A 14,846-nucleotide genomic window follows, 5' to 3' on the forward strand; every position below is an offset into this window, starting at 1 on the left:
TTTTACGCCCTTGGCGCTCGCCCGATCGGATGACTCAACGTCAGTTTCATTGCGCCGAAGGTCACTCGAATGGGTTACTGCACCTATCCGCATCCAGCGGTCTTCGGATCCACGACACATAGGCGAGCAAGCCCCTGATCTGGCGGCAGCTGACGCTCGACAGACCGTGTTCCTCGACTTCTCCTGCGTGTGACGGCGGAGGCCGCAGACCTCCACCGGGCAACCACACGCAAGACCGTCGATCCACCACCTGGCCAGTGGACACGAGAGCCGGCTCGCATCCATCCGGTACGTGCGGGGTCCACAAGACCCTCACCACTGCTCGGCAATGTACATCATTCCGAGCGAGGAAGAAGCCCTCATGCCCATCAGCCCGAACCAGGGTTCCAGCGGCGGCGGCACACTCGTCACCATCACCGGCACCAACCTCACCGGCACCTCCGCGGTGCGCTTCGGCAACCGGCCCGCGACCGCCGTCACCAACGTCTCGCCCACCCAGGTCACCGCCGTTTCGCCCTCCGGCAACGGAGCGGTCGGCGTAACCGTGACCACCCCGGGAGGGACGAGCAACCCGCTTCCCTTCTACTACATCGGAGCGCCGTTCAAGCAGTCGCTCAGCCCGACCTCCGGATCGACGGCGGGCGGTGAGACCGTCACCATCAACGGAACCGGTCTTTCCAGCGCCACCAGTGTGGCGTTCGGTGCCAACTCGGCGGTGCCGACCGTCATCTCCGACGGTCAGATCACCGTCGCCGTACCGGCCGGTCCCGCCGGCTCCGTCGGCGTCAGCGTCACCACGGCCGGCGGCACCAACAACGGACTCTCCTACACCTACGTCGCGGCTCCGACAGTGACGACGGTAGTCCCCACTGCGGGACCGACGTCCGGCGGAACGACCGTGACCGTGTCGGGTACAGGCCTTACCAGCACCACCGAGGTCACCTTCGACGGCAACCCCGCACCCTTCACCGTGATCTCCGACACCGCGGTGTCGGCCGTCACACCTCCGGGAGCCGCCGGTCCGGTAGACGTCGTCGTCACCAACGACGCCGGGAGCGCGACCGCAACGGACGCGTTCACGTACATCGCAGGACCCGGCATCTGACCGACACCGAACGAGGGCCGGCTCCCCCAGGGAGCCGGCCCTGCCCGGACGGCCGCGCGGTGACGCTGTCGTCTCACCGCAGACCCCTCTACAGCCCCCGGCCCGGACACCCCACCTGGGCCGGGGGCCCACCGGGTAGCGACCGGGAAGAACCCGATCAGCCGCCCTGGCTTTCCCGGCCGCCCGACCCACTTACGGAGACACGTGAAAGACGCCGACCCCAACACAACACCGGCGCGGCCCAGCGCCGTGGCCGCCGCGCCCGTCCTCACCACCGTGGTGCCAGCTACCGGTCCCGCGGCCGGCAACAACAACGTCGTCCTGAACGGAAACGGCTTCACCGGCGCCACCGCCGTCAGTTTCGGTCCCAAAGCGGCCCTCGGCTACAACGTCGCTTCATCGACGCAGATCACCGCCATTGCCCCGCCCGGTACGGGTTCTGTCGCCGTCACCGTGAAAACCCCCGGGGGAACGAGCAACGCTGTCACCTACACCTACGCCGCGGCCCCCTCCCTCACCGGGATCACACCGACCCAGGGGCCCTCGTCCGGCGGCACGGCCGTCAACCTCACCGGATCGGGCTTCACCGCAGTCACCGCAGTCACCTTCGGCACCGCAGCCGCCACCAGCTACACCGTCAACTCCCCCACCCAGATCACCGCCACGGCACCCGCTGGCGCCGGAGCCGTACCCGTAACCGTCACCACCCCCGGAGGCACTACCGGGCCCGTCTACTTCTTCTATCTGAGCGCCCCCTCCCTCATCACCCTCACGCCGAGCGAGGGGCCTTCCTCCGGCGGTACGGCCGTCACCCTCACCGGATCGGGCTTCACCGGAACCACCGCAGTCACCTTCGGCGTGACGGCCGCCACCAGCTACACCGTCAACTCCCCCACCCAGATCACCGCCACCGCACCCGCTGGCGCCGGATCCCTACCCGTAACCGTCACCACCCCCGGAGGCACCAGCAATCCCGTCGTCTACACCTACGCACCATCGCCAGTCATCACAGGCCTCTCCCCCGCCCAGGGCCCCACTTCGGCGGGCGCCGGCGTCACCCTCACCGGCAGCGGTCTGACGACCACCACCACGGTCCGCTTCGGCACACTGCCAACCGCGTTCACCGTACTGTCCGACACAGCCGTGGTCGCGCTCGCACCGGCGGCACCAGCAGGCCCCGTCCTGGTCGACGTCATCACCGTCGGAGGCACCAGCAACTCCCTCCCCTACACACGGCTGTCGCCCCCCGGAATTTAGAACCGCACTCCCCTACGCCATCGATCAAAGGCCCCGGGGCGGCATCTGAAAGCCCGCAAGAATATGCTCATCGGGCTACCCGAAACCCGGGTACCTGCGTTCAGGTAATCCTCTAACCCAACCGGGTTGACCCCCGCAACGCCTCCCAAGATTCCAAAACCAGCGGCATAGGGTGACGGCTCCGAACCGGCCAGGGATTAAATACCCGGTCGCAACCTAGGAGTCGAACAGTGAGCCTTCGGAAAGTACGCGGGACATTCAAACTGGCCACCTTCGCGGCACTCTGCACAGTGGTTGGCGGCGCATCACCGGCCGCCGCCGCAGTGGCATCGACAACCACGGTCCAAGCATTCCCCTCGACCGCGCCCGTCAGTGAACCGGTGCAGCTGACTGCGACGGTGACCTGCTCGGACGACCCAACCGGCGGCCTCGGCGTGACGTTCTTCGACGGCGGAGACCTCCTGGACACAGTCCCTGTCGGACCCGACGGACAGGCCTCGTACACGGCCAGCTTCACCACCACCGGCTCGCACACGGTGACAGCCGCCTACAACGGCAACGACAACTGCAACGCCTCCAACGACGAAACTATCGTCACCATCTCGGCAACCCCGGTACCGCCCACCACTCCGGGCGGATTCTGTCTCCTCGCCTGTGGCGGCCTGATCAATTTCAACACGGGAAACATCCACAACGAGATCAACATCCACTAGCACGAACGGCGCCCCCGGTCCCGACAACGGCCCTGCCGGGGGCAGATCTCATGGGAGAGAGTCGTGCCGAGCATGAGTCGTGTGATCATCGGCCGCCTGCGACTGCTCCAGCAAGCCTGAGCAGTGGGTAGCGTCTGGCCAGTGTTGGGCAGCGAGCCTTTCGTCAAGCCCCGGAAAAGTGCCTGCCCGCCTGCCACTCCCAGCTTCTGATGATCTCCCACTCCGTGTTCTCCGCCGGGTGGCAGCCCGGGTCACACACCCACGATCGGGCACCGCCCGTCCGCGGGGCCGCGAGAACGGCCAGACCTAACGGCGACAGGACGATGCCGGACCAGACGGAGAAGGGCCAGAGGCATCCGGAGATTCCGTCTCGGCCAGGCACTTTCCAACATCATGCCGCAGCTGCTCGGGGCTCTCCAGCCTCGGCCCGCCACGTCGCGCCGAGGCCACGAGAAAATGCCATGTCCGTGAAACTGGCATCCTGGCCATCAAGTTGAGACCGCGCACGACCTGCTGGCCAGCGAAACCACCTGTGCCACGAGCGGCGAGAACCTAAGCCGAGCTTCCGGTAGGGCTCACCTTAGGGGGCGTACGACCCACCGGGGTGCTGGAGGGCGACGGCGATGATGTCGGGCCCGTGGTCGTCGCCGGGCCGGGTGTGGGCGCGCTCGGGAACGGCCCGACCCTCAGAACGATGTCGTGGGCGCAGCCCGGCTTCAGGGGCTCGGGCGGCGCGGGGCGGTGAACGTCGCGCGGAACGCGTCGACGGCGACCTGGTCCTCGGCAGGGAGGGGGCCGGGTGCGGTGGCGCAGCGGCGGAACAGGGTGCGGTTCATCGAGCGGTCTCCTCTGTGGCGGTACGGGGGCGAGGGACGTGCTGCGCGCGCAGCAGCAGTTCGCGGTTGCGGCGCTGCTGGGCGGTCGTGAGTGGGCGGGGCCGGGGGCTGGCCCGGTGCCAGAGCGGCGATGCGGGCGGCTCGGGGTAGGCGAGGTGGCGAACGTCGCGCTTGGGTGCGCTGCTCATCGGCATCACGCGGATCTCCCGCGTAGTGCGGTAACGGGTCGTCCTGAGCGGCGGCCGTTCACGCTGGGCGTGGGGGCGTGCCCGGGCCCGGCCTGGGGGATGATGCCGGTGTGCTTGCCCTCGTACATCGCGGTATCGGCGGAGCGCATCAAAGTGGGCAGGTCACCGTCCGGCTGGCGGCCGGGGTGGCGGCACCGATGGACACGGCCAGGGGCAGAGTCCCGCCCTCGTACGGAACGGGGCGGGCCATGAGGCGTGTGAGGCGGTCCAGGCGCAACTCCCAGCGGCGTCGCGGCCGCCGGGTGACGGCGTTCCAGGGCGCCCATAACCAGGCCGGCGACGAGGACCAGGAGCAACAGGACGAGCTGGGTGAGCGCGGGGCCACGGCCCGCGCGCCGGGCCGTTCGGTCGCGTTCTCGCGAATTTTCTGTTCCCGGCCGTCGTGGAGGGGCATGTGGCGGAGTCGACCAGCCCGGAGGGTTCCGACACCGTGTCTGAGGCGCTCCGGCCGGTGTTCTGCGTGATGATTGACGAGAAAGTCATCGCCGCAGCAGACATGAGCCGAGGCCGCAGAGTCGGCCCGAAAGGGGCGGCAGCCATGCCTACCTCCCGGACGAAGAGATCGGCCGCCGCCGCACTCGCCGCGCTCACGCTCGTCCTCACTGCGGCCTGCAGCAGCTCGGGCGGAGGGAAGACAACATCCGCACCACGCGCCGAGGTTCTCGCCGTGAAGATCGACAACGTAGCCGCGGCTCGGCCGCCGACCGGGCTCGAGAAGGCCGACATCGTCTACGTGGAGCAGGTAGAGGCAGGCCTCAGCCGCATACTCGCCGCCTACTCCTCCGACCTGCCGTCCGTCGTCGGCCCCGTACGCAGCGCTCGCGAAACGGATCTGGAGCTGCTCCGGCAATTCGACGAGCCCACGCTCGCGTACTCGGGCGCCCAGTCCGCCCTCCGGCCGTCGATCGAAGCCGCCCCCCTCGACGCGCTGCCGCCGTCGAAGGCACCGGGCGCCTATTTCCGCAACGAGGATCGCGCCGCACCCCACAATCTCTATCTGCGCCCGGGGAAGATCCCGCGCGCCTCCACCGGGGCGAACGCGGCCGAGGACATCGGGCTCCGCTTCGCTGCCCCGCCCCCGGGCGGTATCCCCGTCAGCGAGCGCAGCGTGTCGTACCCGTCGGCACGGTTCACCTTCACCTGGGCCGCGGACCGGGACGAGTGGCTGGTGAGCATGGACAGAGCCCCGGCCCGTGCGGCCTCCGGGGACCGGCTCGGAGCAGCCACAGTAATCCTGCAGGATGTGGACGTGCAGCCTTCACGCTTCCGGGACCGAGGGGGAAACACCTCGCCGTTCAGCGCGACCGTGGGGTCCGGCTCGGCTGTAGTCCTGCGGGACGGCAAGTCGTACGACGTGGCATGGGAGCGGAACACCGCCGAGTCAGCGACCGGCTTCACCACCAAGGACGGCGAGCCGATGACATTCGCGACCGGCCAGGTCTGGATCGTTCTCGTACCGAATTGACGCAAGGCCGCCGAAGTCCGCATCTGCGGACTCCGGCGGCCCGGGTGACAGCGAAACGGCTCCAACTCACGCGATGTCATGAGGTCTTCGTCGGCACCGCCAATACTCGGCACCCCGGTCTTTCCGAGCAGCTTCCACGCGTTCGCGATCTCTCGCTGCGGCATCGTCCGCGCAGCGTTCCTGGCGTCCCTGTCGGCCATGGTGAAGGCAAGGGCCGCGGCGACGACGGAGACGGCGGCGAGCACGAGATGGGCGTTCTGGAAAGCTGCGACCGGCGGGTGGGCGTCAGCGCCCCCGCCCGCTGCGGTACGTGAGGCCAACACGACGGTGGCCACCGCGATTCACCCCCTGCCGTCCAGCCTGTCCTTCGCCCAAGGAGCGGCAGTCGGCGTCCCTTGCGTGACGGCCTGGCGTGCCCTGTTCCAGCGAGCCCGGCTGCAGCTGGGCGGAACCGTCTTCATCCACGGCGCGAGCGGCGGCGTCGGCGCCGCCCGGTGTTCGCGCACGACGGCCGGCAGCGGTTCAGGCGGGGGCGTCGTCGGCGTCCAGGCGGCGATACGGGACCCGGTCCCGGTTGTAGACGCACATCAGCAAGGAGCGCGGGTTGCATCAGGGGGGCTGATGGTGCCGGACGTGCGGTGTGCCGTCAGGCATGGCTACGCCTCAGGGCCGGCCTCGTCGTCGTGGGCCTGCTTCAGGGCAGTGCGGGCCTCCACCCGGTCCGGGCCGGACAACGTCGCCCAGTACGGGTGCGTCAGCACGAACGTGGTCAGTTCCAGAACCCGTGCCCGGTACCCGGCAAGGCGCTCGGTCTGCTCGGGTGTGTACCCAGAACTCCCTTCCGTCTCCGGCCGGTAGCGGTCACGTTCGGCCTGCACCTCGTCGAGGGCGGCCTGGGCGTCGAGGAGGTCTTGGGGAAAGTCATAGGCGGGCACACCCAGATGATACGTCTGTTCGAATTTTGAATGCGAGTGGCGCACCGCACCCCCGAAACTGATGATGGCCTCCAAGTCGGGATGTGAGAGGAACGCTTCCTCGGCGGCCGTTGCGAGGTCTTCGACACTCCGGCAGGTGGCGTCGAGCTGCTGGATCATGGTTTGGACCCGCTTGCCCATGGTCTGCTCGACCTGCGGCAGCTGGTGCAGGCAGTCTCTGCGGAAGATCTCCCGGAGCCGTTCGGCCTCGGCATCAGTGCCGCGCCGCTGCCGCCGGCGCAGGTGCTGGGGCCAGGACCGTGCGGGCGTGCACCATGCGGCCCCCTTCGCGCTGAGCGCTCACGCGCCGGGCCGCCCGCTGGGGGCAGAGAAAGGGACCGATGAGGTCCACGTCGATTCTCAGTGCGGGCGGGCACGGTGGCATCGTCCCGAGCAGTGATGGCCCCACAGGCCCACCTTTTATAGACCGATCGCCAATCGGGGCCGAGAGTCCGGCGCCGCAGACCACGTTTCGGTTCCGCGGCTCCGTCAGCCTGGCCGCATGCCTCTGGCGGGCTCGATAATCCCGTCGACGGCAGGGGCGTCGGTCCCGCTCGGCAGCGTGCTCAGCTTCAGGTCGTTGAAGACGGCCCGGATGTGATGACCGACGCCGTCCCGCCCCGACCCGCCCCAGTGCAGCCCCACAACCTGCCGTTTCTCAGCAGCGAGGGCTGCATTACCGGGTGCGAGCAGGTACAGCGCTCCCGAGTCCCCGCCCAGCGAGAAGTCGCCGCCCTCGGCATCGATCCACAGATCGGAGTGCGAGCCGCGGTAATCCGAGTCGAAGTCGATCAGGTCGACGGTGCCGAAGGTGAGTCCCGTCGCACGTCCCGTCTTCTGGACGCGCATATCCAAGGCCGCGTCAGCGATCTCGAATACCGCAGGCCCTCCCTGAACGATGGACGCACTGACGATCGACGCATCAGCCGGCTCGGCTATCGCCGCGTCGAGTGATCCTGTGCGCAAGACGGAGGCGATGCTGTCGTCCGGTGAAACTCCGCCGTCGTCATTCGAAGGCTGAATGATGCTCACACCGGGACGTGAGCCGAATACATGGGCATTGGACAGCGCGACCACTTGCCGGGTCACGGTGTCCCATACCCATCCCCCCAGCGTGCCCGATCCGACGTGCGTTCCCACGATACCGACGCTCACCCCACCAGGAACCGGGCGGACCCTGCCTGTCTCCGGAGTGGGTTTCGCGTGCTGCTGCACGTCTACGCGCACCGAGACATCTCGCCCGCTCTTTTCGGTGAAACGCAGCTCTTTGGGCAGCAATCGCGCGGGAGGAATTCTGCTCTCCGGCAGTTTCTCACGCAGATGCACGACGACGGCGTACTCGTCCGTCCTGTCTCCGGCCCGCCGACGCCGGCCTACCCCCACCCCCTCCACGTCGGGGTGGGCCAGCAGCTGAGGACCGAAACGCGCCTTCGCCTCGCGGGCGATGCGCAGGTCGTCATTCTTCATGCCGTCTGCCTGCACGGGTCACTCGGGGCGCACGCCCGCGTCTCCCGCACCCGCGTCTCCGCCACCGACCGGGGTCACGGGAGGACGACCACTGATCGAGTCGCACCCACATTCAGGAGTGACCACCGCGTCCGAGTGATCGGCCTCTTCCGGAAGGGCACTCCCCTTCGCGGCGACCAGCTCACTGATCACACGAACCGGACGGATATCCATGGCAACCGTGTCGACACCGGCTTCGCCGAGGGCGCCTCTCACCTCGTCCCACAGGTTGTGCTTCTCGATGAAACGGATGTGGCTGCGGAACGTGTCGAGGGGCACGTCGGCAAGCCTTTCGCCGTCACCTTTCGCCTGGTCAGCATACGTTCCCACGACACCACTCCTTACTCACTCCTCGTTCTGTCAGGGTCCCATGCCCCCTCTCCCCGCGCACATCGGAACGGGGAGTCCGCGGCCCGGAGTTCGTGTGTGCCGAAAGGGGGTTGGTGCGCCTATCCCCCGGAATCCGCATGCAATGACCGCACCGGAATTCTGCGAGGTACGTCATTGATCCGCCCGCTGGATTACTTACCTGGCATTGAGCCAGCGACAAAGACCGATGTGCGGCGTGGTGTGAGCGTCGTCAAGAACGCCCCGCATGGATACCCGCCGGACCGCGAGGACGTGCGGGAGATGATCACCTATGTGCGCGGTCATCGAGAAGGCGACGCCCAGCGCCCCTTCGACCTCGTAGTCGGCGGCGCCACTCCGGCGGACACCGCCATGGCCAAGGTTGCGATCGGCCCGCTACGCGACGCGGGTGCCACCTGGTGGGACGAGAGGCAACTCGATCCCGGCCCCGATGTAGACCGCCTGGCTCCGGTACTGCGGCACATCGAGGCGGGTCCACCGGAGCTCGATTAGGCGCCCCACCCCATGGCGCAGGTGCTCGCCTGTCAGGGGTCGGTGGCAGAACTCGGGCAACTCCCCGGGGGACTGATAGACCCTCATGTCCGCAGCTAATACGCAAGATTGACGGTGAATCAGGTGTTGACGGGATAACCCTGCCGAGTCCTGCCCAGGCAGTAACTGATCTGAGGACGACGCCCTTGTTGGCTTTCACCATCTTGATGGCATTGTCCATGACCGCCAGGTTGCCGTGACTGAGCGTTTCAGACCGACCGGAAATAGACCGTTGTTGCGGGGCGAGAGTGTGGGGTGAGTGCAGTGCGGGCACGAATCCGCCTGATCACTTAGCTCTCTACGATCGCCCGTCAACTACAGCCGTGTGCACGCTTAATACGGACAGCACACCATCAATACCTTGCCGTCCTCCCTGCAGTTCGTCCTGACGCAGTTTGATTGGCCCCGTCCGATCTCGGCACCATTGATCAGGACCTCGCCATGCGCAGACTTGGCGAGGGGCAGGACGGCGTGAGGTGGGGACACCCCCCGTATCAACCCGGGCGTCAGCAGGATGGGCGACCGGCGCGGCGGCCCGGCACGCTGAGAGAGGAACGGCACAGGCGACAGAAACAGGGGCAATCAGTGAAGGCACGTGCGGGGGCAGCAACACTGTTGGCGGGACTTTGCGCGGTGGCGGTATCAGGAATCTCCCCGACGGCCGCGGCGGAGCGAGCGTCGGCCCCGCCGCCCGCCGGCCTCAAGGAGGCCATCGAGCAGACGGTCGCGGACGGATTCCCGGGTGTCGTGGTGTATGCCAGGCGCGGAGAGCGGGAGTCAAAAATGGCGGCCGGGCTCGCGGACACGGCGAGCGGCGAACGAGCACGGCCGGACCAGCGGTTCCGGATCGCCAGTAGCACCAAGTCATTCGTGTCGACGGTGTTGCTGCAGTTGGAGGGCGAAGGGCGGCTCTCGCTCGACGACAGCGCGGAGAAGTGGCTGCCCGGCGTGGTCCAGGGAAACGGCAACGCCGGCAATGACATCACCATCCGCCAACTGCTCAACCACACCTCGGGCATATACGACCCCACCAAGGAACCGGAGTTCTTCGCTCCCTACCTGGAGCACCAAGAATGGGACCACGTTTACACCCCCCGGGAGGTCATCGCCCGCGCCATCCGGCACAAGCCGCTCTTCGCACCCGGCAGCGACTGGTCGTACTCCAATACCAACTACCTACTCGCCGGTCTGGTGATCGAGGCAGTCACGCATCGCAGCGCGCCCTCCGAAATTCGGCGGCGGATTCTCGCCCCGCTCGGCCTTGAAGACACCTCTTTCCCGCTGACCGACCCGGCCATTCACGGTTCTCATCTGCACGGTTACGATCTCACGGGGCGCGACGTAACGCGATTCAGCCCGTCGTACGACTGGACCGCCGGCGCCATGATCTCCACGGTCGACGACCTGGCCCGATTCCACCGGGCCCTGTTCACCGGCAAGCTGCTGCGCCCCGCCCAACAGCGCGAACTCCTGACCACGGTGCAGTTCCCCGAAGCGCCGGCGTACGGACTCGGCGTGCAGCGTATGGACGTGCCGTGTGGCTCGGAGCCGGACACCAAGCCGATCGGCGCCTGGGCAACCGACGGCGCCGGACCCGGGTTCACCAGCGTGTCCCTCGCCACCACCGACGGTGAGCGACAGCTGGTCCTCGCCGCTAATGTCTACGACCTCGGCGCGGACCTGAAGGATGAGCGGCCCGTTCCGCAGAGCGAGGGACCGAGAAAGGCGCAGATGGCAGCCCTGTGTCATTGAGGCTTCGTCGTGCTCGCGCTGCTCTGTGGCTCCGGTTACGAACGCCGGACGCTGTCAACGTCAACCTCGACCGCTGCTATGACAGCGCCAAGTGCCGTGCGTCGATGGCAGAGTTGGGGTCCATGACCACAATCGCCCGCAAGGGAGTGCCGGCCCCGATCCAGGCAGGCAAGCGCTGGGGGGCGAGCGCACGCACTCATGGATGAACGACTTTCGGCAAGTTCCGGCGCTGCACCGAGAGGAGCGGCGAGGTCGTGGACTTCTACCTCCGCCTCCCCGCCGCTCTCGTCACGCTCCGCATGCTCATCCACCGAGCAACAAGCCGCTGCCGCGGGGACGGCCGTCCCACCACCCGGCGCCTCAAATGAACCATTTGCCGGTCGGTCCTATTTGGCCCCTGAGCGCTCTAGTTGGCCCGCGTAGGCGTTTCAGTTGGCCGCAGGGCGAGTGTGTCACCTCGCTGTGCTAGCTGTCATCGGCTACGGGTACGGTCTGCGCATGGTTGACCAGCAGTGGAGCGGTGTGCGTGAGCGTGTGGTCGCGTTGGGCGCTCAGCCGTGGAGCGGCAAGGTATTTGGCTCGCACGGGCACGAGTGGGCCCTGGAGGACCCGCTGGCTGATGACGGCCTTGCGGAACTCGAAGCACAGGTGGGTGTCCAGTTGCCGGATGACTACCGGAGCTTCCTGACCCGCGTGGGCGCCGGCGGCGCGGGTCCCGCGTACGGCCTCTTCCCCGTTCGCCGCGTGCAAGGCCGATGGCGGTGGGAAGGAGACGGTGCCGACCTGGCCGATCTTTCCATGCTCGCCCAGCCCTTTCCTGACCGCGGCCCGGATCCCAGAGATCTCGACGCACTGCTCGCCGTGCGCCCTGAAGAAGAGGATTTCGACGAGATCGAGGACTTCGACGACGCCATCGAAGCATGGGACGAACGCTGGGAAACTCTCATGTTCGCCCCCGAGCGCACCGCCGGCGCCATCGTGATCTCCCACCTCGGCTGCGCTCAGAGGGAGTGGTTGATCATCAGTGGCACCCACCGCGGCTCCATCTGGTCCGACTGCCGGGCAGACGACGCCGACCTGGTCCCGCTCCTCGACCAAGCGGGGAGCCCGATCACCTTCAACCGCTGGTATATCGACTGGCTGGAACGAGCTGAGCTCACAGCACCCCTGTCACCTGCGAGCACCTGACGCTGGTGTGCACGGCGCTGCGCCGTCGAAACGATGAGCGGTGCCGTTAGCCCTGGGCCGGCTACGCCACGGGAGAGACACCGGAGGCGCCCCCAAGCGAGGCCGCGGTGAGTGACACCCGGTCTCGGACCGTCTCCTGATGGAAGCCGCTCGCTGTGCTCGTAGCCACGGTCTTCGCATCCTCGACAGACCCCGGCGTTCCTGCTCGGCTAGGGTGCGACCATGGCAACCGCCCGCTCCAATGGACCCGTCCTCCTGGACCCCAAGGGCCCGGTGATCACAGCAATCGCGTGCACCGTGGGTGCGGTCCTGTTCCTGGGCGCGGGAGGGGCCTTTGCCTATGTCACCGTCCGCACTGTCGCCGACCTCGACGAGACGAGCGGGGCGTGGGTGTGGGCCGGCGCCGGCCTCGCCCTGGCCGCGGCGTTCATCGCCTGCGTCGGGTTGTCCACCATCCTCGGCGCCCGCGCGGAACGGCGGGCCACGCTCCAGCTCGCCGCCCTCGGCGTCGACGCGACCGCCCTGGTTCTGGCGGTCGCCTCCGCCCCGCCGACCAACGACAACTGCTACCAGGTTCGGCTCCTGATGCGTATCAGCGGCCCCGGCTTCGAACCCTTCGAGTGCGGCAGCGAAGTCCCGAAGTACCGGTTCGGCAGCGCTACGCAGGGGACAGTGCTGCCGGCCCGGGTCAATCCGGCCACTCGCGCGTTCACCATCGAGCGACCGCCTGCGTCCCCGGCCCGCGCAGCCGGAGGCGCATAGCGCGGACGGGAATCATCGGTGCAGCAGCTACCGGCTGCCGTGCGGCCAGCAGCACGCCGACGACCGTCAGTTCTCGGCAAGGTCGGCGAAGGGGATGGGGCAGCGGGAACTTGCGGCGCACACGTTCAGGTCGTCACACCCGGCTTCGACGGCTACGACCAGGTCGGTGCGAATGGTGGTCAGATCGGCGATCTTCGCGTCGACCTCAGCGAGCTTCGTCTGCGCGCGGTCCTGAAGCCCGGCGACGTGGCGGCCGTGGTCGTGGCGGCCGGCCTCCAGTAGGTCGGCGACCTCCTCCAGCTTGAACCCGAGCCGCTGAGCAGCCTTGATCACCCGCAGCGCGGTCACCGCCCCATCCCCGTGGAGACGGTGACCACCGTTGCTTCGTTCCGGCTCGGCCAGCAAGCCGCGCCGTTCGTAGTAACGCAGGGTCTGGACGTTCACCCCGGCCGCGTCGGCGACCTGCCCGCTGCGCCGCCCCCCGCTCACGGCTGCCCTCCGTCGGCGGTCCGCGCGGCCAGGGCCTCCAGGACCGCGGCGTGCTGCTGGTCGACCGCGATGTCCAGGCCGATCAGGCCCTCGCCCGGGGTGATGGTGAAGACGAAGAACGAGCAGCAGCCGCTCCACCAGGTCCCGCGCCCGCCCGCTCATCGATGTCGTGTCCGCCGGTTAGGTCCAGGTGCAGCCGTAGCGGTCCGGGCCGTTTCAGCAAGGTCAACCGGTCGGCGGGACACCGGCGCGAATGCGTTGAAGGAACCGGACGGGTGTCCCGACGCAGGAGCCGTTCGTGTAGTGCCCGGGGAGGTCCCGGTCACCCGGCTGTGCTCGCCGACGGCCGGACGGCTGTCCTGCCGTGATTGCTGCAGGTCGTGTGATTGCTCAGCGGCCGTAAGTTCCGGCGCCCGGGGTGCGGGAATGAGCTCGGCCCGAGTGGCGGTGGCCCGCACCCGCCCCGCCCCAGGCGGTCGGGTGCCTTGGGCGGGGCTTCCCCTTCGGGCACGAGGTACGCCGTCACGGTCACCTGACGTCGTCGCCGGGGGCGGGCCGAGTCTCCCGGGCCCGGACGCGGGCTCAGTAGATGTTGGCCTCCACGACCGGGCCGTCGCCCCGAGTGCTGTTGATCTGGGCCCGCATCGAGATCTCGTCGTAGACGCGGAACTCCCGCACGATCCGGCCCTCCTGGATCAGGAACTGGGACACTCCGAGGACGGTCACGGGCTTGTCGGTCAGCGGGCCGAAGACCGGAGTGCCCCGGTAGGTGCCGTGCATGGTCCAGGTGACGGCCACTCGCAGGCCGGCGTACCGCTCCGCGTAGTTGGTCTGTATGTCCCGTACCGCGAACCGGGCGTCGGGGAAGGCCCCGACCATGGCCAGCAGATCACTCTGGTAACGCTCCGGGCGGATGACAGTCCGGTCGCCGACCGTGTGCAGGAAGAGGTCCCGGACCATGAAGTCGTCGACCCTGTGCAGTCGGCGCTGCGTCCACACCTCCTCGATGAACTCCAGCACCATCTCGCACTCCGGCCGGAACTCGTCGGGGCGCGGTCCGCTGACGCCGGCCAGCAGCACGTCCTTCGGCGGCTCCTCGGTCATCGACCCGCTGTACCCCTGGAACCGCAGGGCGCGGGCCGCTTCGTCCGGGTCCGATCCGCGCTGCAGGCAGTCGGCCAGCTCGTCACGGACCACCCACTCCTCGACCATCCGGCCGCGGCGGTAGAGGCAGTTGGCGACCGTGCGTTTCCGGATGCGGATGTTCCTGCCGTCGACCAGATGCTCGTCGGCGGAGAAGACGAGGTGCGAGCTGAGGAAGGCGTCGTCCCCGCGCGCCTCCCACACCACGTCCTCCGCCTGGCCGATGTGACCGGGCGTGCTGCCCATACGCATCGTGCTGCCCTCAATCACGCCGTCGCGGCCCACCACGGTGCCCAGGCTCGTGTGGACGATCGAGTCCGGTTCGTAGTTGTCGACGATGTAGGCGATGTCGCGGCCGACCCAGATGCGGTCGGTGACTTCACGGATGAAGTCGTCCGGGTCCTTGTAGGGGAGGTAGGCGGCGGGGTCCAGCGTCATGGTTCTCACCTTTCTCGGAATGCTGTGTATGCGTATGTAGGTGAAAGGGTCTGTGGTGGGGCGCCCAGGG

General features: G+C 68.0%; 14 protein-coding genes and 1 pseudogene. 9 read left to right on the top strand and 6 right to left on the bottom strand.

Going from position 1 to position 14,846, the window contains the following annotated elements; genetic code table 11:
- Nucleotides 1-361 precede the first annotated feature (361 nt).
- The 3 genes from OG379_RS01850 (at nucleotide 362) to OG379_RS01860 (ending at nucleotide 3,075) form a co-directional block, all read left to right on the top strand.
- Nucleotides 362-1,105, top strand: a complete 744-nt coding sequence (locus tag OG379_RS01850) for an IPT/TIG domain-containing protein (RefSeq protein WP_393767146.1) — start codon at nucleotides 362-364, stop codon at nucleotides 1,103-1,105.
- 204 nt (nucleotides 1,106-1,309) lie between these two features.
- Nucleotides 1,310-2,362 (top strand): IPT/TIG domain-containing protein, encoded by a 1,053-nt coding sequence (locus tag OG379_RS01855; protein ID WP_405658530.1) that lies wholly within the window; start codon nucleotides 1,310-1,312, stop codon nucleotides 2,360-2,362.
- A 323-nt stretch (nucleotides 2,363-2,685) separates the two neighbouring features.
- Complete coding sequence (locus tag OG379_RS01860) at nucleotides 2,686-3,075, top strand: Ig-like domain-containing protein (protein ID WP_405658532.1); 390 nt, start codon at nucleotides 2,686-2,688, stop codon at nucleotides 3,073-3,075.
- Between the two features lie 832 nt (nucleotides 3,076-3,907).
- On the opposite strand, the gene OG379_RS01865 is transcribed toward OG379_RS01860, so the two are convergent.
- On the bottom strand, nucleotides 3,908-4,099 hold the full coding sequence (locus OG379_RS01865; protein WP_405658534.1) for a hypothetical protein: 192 nt from the start codon (nucleotides 4,097-4,099) through the stop codon (nucleotides 3,908-3,910).
- A 598-nt stretch (nucleotides 4,100-4,697) separates the two neighbouring features.
- On the opposite strand from OG379_RS01865, the gene OG379_RS01870 reads away from it, so the two are divergent.
- Nucleotides 4,698-5,624, top strand: a complete 927-nt coding sequence (locus OG379_RS01870; protein WP_405658537.1) for a DUF3048 domain-containing protein — start codon at nucleotides 4,698-4,700, stop codon at nucleotides 5,622-5,624.
- Between the two features lie 656 nt (nucleotides 5,625-6,280).
- Here OG379_RS01870 and OG379_RS01875 read toward each other — a convergent pair.
- The 3 genes from OG379_RS01875 to OG379_RS01885 form a co-directional block, all read right to left on the bottom strand.
- Complete coding sequence (locus OG379_RS01875) at nucleotides 6,281-6,718, bottom strand: hypothetical protein (protein ID WP_405658539.1); 438 nt, start codon at nucleotides 6,716-6,718, stop codon at nucleotides 6,281-6,283.
- A 369-nt stretch (nucleotides 6,719-7,087) separates the two neighbouring features.
- Nucleotides 7,088-8,065 (bottom strand): hypothetical protein, encoded by a 978-nt coding sequence (locus OG379_RS01880; RefSeq protein ID WP_405658541.1) that lies wholly within the window; start codon nucleotides 8,063-8,065, stop codon nucleotides 7,088-7,090.
- A gap of 18 nt (nucleotides 8,066-8,083) precedes the next feature.
- The gene (locus tag OG379_RS01885) at nucleotides 8,084-8,383 is read right to left on the bottom strand and encodes a hypothetical protein (RefSeq protein ID WP_405658542.1); all 300 of its coding nucleotides are present in this window, start codon (nucleotides 8,381-8,383) and stop codon (nucleotides 8,084-8,086) included.
- Nucleotides 8,384-8,674: 291 nt separating this feature from the next.
- Between OG379_RS01885 and OG379_RS01890 the strand changes: the two genes are divergently transcribed.
- The 5 genes and pseudogenes from OG379_RS01890 to OG379_RS01910 all read left to right on the top strand — a co-directional run bounded on the left by OG379_RS01890 (nucleotide 8,675) and on the right by OG379_RS01910 (nucleotide 12,706).
- Nucleotides 8,675-8,965 (top strand): hypothetical protein, encoded by a 291-nt coding sequence (locus tag OG379_RS01890; protein WP_405658544.1) that lies wholly within the window; start codon nucleotides 8,675-8,677, stop codon nucleotides 8,963-8,965.
- 624 nt (nucleotides 8,966-9,589) lie between these two features.
- Nucleotides 9,590-10,756: a serine hydrolase domain-containing protein gene (locus OG379_RS01895; RefSeq protein WP_405658545.1), complete on the top strand. Its 1,167-nt coding sequence runs from the start codon at nucleotides 9,590-9,592 to the stop codon at nucleotides 10,754-10,756.
- A gap of 44 nt (nucleotides 10,757-10,800) precedes the next feature.
- Nucleotides 10,801-11,124, top strand: a pseudogene (locus tag OG379_RS01900) (IS5/IS1182 family transposase); the annotation flags it as partial.
- Between the two features lie 130 nt (nucleotides 11,125-11,254).
- Nucleotides 11,255-11,944, top strand: a complete 690-nt coding sequence (locus OG379_RS01905) for an SMI1/KNR4 family protein (protein WP_405658548.1) — start codon at nucleotides 11,255-11,257, stop codon at nucleotides 11,942-11,944.
- 222 nt (nucleotides 11,945-12,166) lie between these two features.
- Nucleotides 12,167-12,706 carry a hypothetical protein gene (locus OG379_RS01910; protein WP_405658549.1) on the top strand — a complete coding sequence of 180 codons (540 nt, stop codon included), beginning with the start codon at nucleotides 12,167-12,169 and terminating at the stop codon, nucleotides 12,704-12,706.
- A gap of 66 nt (nucleotides 12,707-12,772) precedes the next feature.
- On the opposite strand, the gene OG379_RS01915 is transcribed toward OG379_RS01910, so the two are convergent.
- Entirely contained in the window at nucleotides 12,773-13,195 is a 423-nt protein-coding gene (locus OG379_RS01915; RefSeq protein ID WP_405658551.1) for a MerR family transcriptional regulator, read from the bottom strand.
- A gap of 582 nt (nucleotides 13,196-13,777) precedes the next feature.
- Nucleotides 13,778-14,776 (bottom strand): ester cyclase, encoded by a 999-nt coding sequence (locus OG379_RS01920; protein ID WP_405658553.1) that lies wholly within the window; start codon nucleotides 14,774-14,776, stop codon nucleotides 13,778-13,780.
- Between the last annotated feature and the right edge of the window lie 70 nt (nucleotides 14,777-14,846).

The organism is Streptomyces sp. NBC_01166, from assembly GCF_045039765.1.
In the GTDB taxonomy this organism is placed as follows: Bacteria; Actinomycetota; Actinomycetes; order Streptomycetales; family Streptomycetaceae; genus Streptomyces.

Bases quoted from the DNA above. Each gene is read 5' to 3' on its own strand.
- OG379_RS01875 (WP_405658539.1), bottom strand. From the start codon at position 6,718: ATGATCCAGCAGCTCGACGCCACCTGCCGGAGTGTCGAAGACCTCGCA.
- OG379_RS01850 (WP_393767146.1), top strand. From the start codon at position 362: ATGCCCATCAGCCCGAACCAGGGTTCCAGCGGCGGCGGCACACTCGTC.
- OG379_RS01865 (WP_405658534.1), bottom strand. From the start codon at position 4,099: ATGAGCAGCGCACCCAAGCGCGACGTTCGCCACCTCGCCTACCCCGAG.
- OG379_RS01905 (WP_405658548.1), top strand. From the start codon at position 11,255: ATGGTTGACCAGCAGTGGAGCGGTGTGCGTGAGCGTGTGGTCGCGTTG.
- OG379_RS01920 (WP_405658553.1), bottom strand. From the start codon at position 14,776: ATGACGCTGGACCCCGCCGCCTACCTCCCCTACAAGGACCCGGACGAC.
- OG379_RS01910 (WP_405658549.1), top strand. From the start codon at position 12,167: ATGGCAACCGCCCGCTCCAATGGACCCGTCCTCCTGGACCCCAAGGGC.
- OG379_RS01870 (WP_405658537.1), top strand. From the start codon at position 4,698: ATGCCTACCTCCCGGACGAAGAGATCGGCCGCCGCCGCACTCGCCGCG.
- OG379_RS01880 (WP_405658541.1), bottom strand. From the start codon at position 8,065: ATGAAGAATGACGACCTGCGCATCGCCCGCGAGGCGAAGGCGCGTTTC.